2 protein-coding genes are annotated in these 1,841 nt (G+C 56.7%); one reads left to right on the top strand and one right to left on the bottom strand.

The window, feature by feature from the left end; genetic code table 11:
* Positions 1–755 precede the first annotated feature (755 nt).
* Positions 756–1,196 carry a DoxX family protein gene (locus AC1DVH_RS30465; RefSeq protein ID WP_477756921.1) on the bottom strand — a complete coding sequence of 147 codons (441 nt, stop codon included), beginning with the start codon at positions 1,194–1,196 and terminating at the stop codon, positions 756–758.
* Positions 1,197–1,391: 195 nt separating this feature from the next.
* Between AC1DVH_RS30465 and AC1DVH_RS30470 the strand changes: the two genes are divergently transcribed.
* Positions 1,392–1,841, top strand: a 450-nt coding sequence (locus AC1DVH_RS30470) for a LysR family transcriptional regulator (protein WP_477756922.1), incomplete at its 3' end; no start/stop codon positions are given.

The following is a 1,841-nucleotide window of genomic DNA, read 5'->3' on the forward strand; positions in this document are numbered from 1 at the left end:
CGTTGTGGCTGGATGTGAAAATCCTGGTGAAGACACCGTTCACCCTGCTGTCAAAAGATATTTATTGATGATGCACCTGCAGGCTAACCAAGCGACGCAAGCCATTTGCGCAGTGCGTTAGCCTCGTCACGCGTGGCTGGATCTTCACCAGCCACGCCTGCAACTGCAGCAACAGCGACAGGTTGTTCTGCTGTCGACCTTCGCGGCGATGTTCATCGCCAACTTCTTTTAAATCTCCGCTCGATACCGTACAGCTTGTTGACCCGATTCAGGGCGATATCGGCATGCCCGAACTGACCTTCAGGCAGGCGCAACGGCAGCAGTCCACCGCAAAAAAAGCGTGGGCACGCTCCCCTGTAGGAGCTGGCTTGTCGGGTCGCCGCATCGCAGCGATGGTCGATAACGATAACGCGWGTRAACCGGATAAAYGCGGCGTCCTTGAGTCCATCGCCGGCAAGCCGRCTCCTACAGYTCCCCGGGAAGTCACTTCATTTTCRACCAGGACGCRGTCTTGTAGGAGCTGGCTTGCCAGCGAAGGTCGTTAACGATAACGCGTATTTTCTGTTTAAACGCGGCGGTCTTGAGTCCATCGCGAGCAAGCTCGCTCCTACAGTTTCCCGGAATTCCGTGAAGAACCAAACTTCAGGACTGCCGTATTTGTACAAACATATGGCATTCATGGAGGTCTCGACTTTTGAAAAGGAAGGGAGAAAAGCATTGCGCTGCGAGGGACCAGCCTTCGCAGCGCGGGGGGATCAACGACGGCGCGCGTCGAGGCTGAAGCGACCGGCACCAAAGGCCACGACCTGCAGCAGGCCACCGGCCATCGCGATGTTCTTGAAGAAGTGGATGAACTGGTTCTGATCGCCCAGTGCGTTATGGAACGCCAGTGCGGTAAACACGCTGAACACTGCCAGGACGGCGGCAACGGTGCGGGTGCGATAACCAGCGATCAATGCCAGGCCACCGCCGATCTCGACAATGATCGCCAGCGCCAGCGCCAATTGTGGAAGCGGAAGCCCGACCGAGCTGATGTAGCCAACCATCATCGCGGGAGCGGCCAGTTTCGAGAAACCGGAAAGGATGAAGATTGCGCTGAGCAGTACGCGGCCGATCAACGATGCCGAGGATTGGGTCACGTCGGAACGGCTTTGTTCAGAGGCGGTTGTTTGAGCGATGTTTGCCGAAGTCGTCATGGGGTATTTCCTTGAATTGGGTGCGATTCGACAAGAACCGCCCGGGTGAGGAAATATTGCTCTTCGTCAGCTAATCTGAATAGCCGACTAATTTAGATCATTAGATTCGATAAATTAGAAAAGCAGACCTACGTAACCGGCAAAGGAGTTCAATCGTGCAACTTGCCAAGCGACGTCTGATTCAAGGAAACAGACATGATCTCTGACCCGGGCACACCGACACTGGACCAACTGCGCGTGTTCCTGACGGTCGTGGAAGTCGGCAGTTTTGCGGCGGCGGCCAGAAAACTGCACCGCGCCACTTCGGTCATCAGCTACTCGATCGCCAACCTTGAAATGCAGCTCGGTGTGTCGCTATTCGACCGCCAGACAACCCGCAAACCCCGGCTCACCGATGCCGGTCGCACCGTGTTGGCCGAAGCCAGGACCATTGCCAACGGCATCCATGGACTACGCGCCAAGGTCAAAGGCTTGCTTCAGGGGCTCGAAGCCGAAGTCCACGTGGTGCTCGATGTCATGCTGCCCCCCGAACGCGTGGTGGATGCACTCAAATCCTTTCGCGAAGAGTTCCCTACGGTTGCCCTGCACTTGCATATGGAAGCGCTCGGCGCCGTCACCGACCTGGTGATCAACGGTGGCGCGATC

The sequence above is a fragment of the Pseudomonas sp. P4_C3 genome, assembly GCF_056402075.1.

Coding starts and splice junctions, on each gene's coding strand:
- AC1DVH_RS30465 (WP_477756921.1), bottom strand. CDS start 1,196: ATGACGACTTCGGCAAACATCGCTCAAACAACCGCCTCTGAACAAAGC.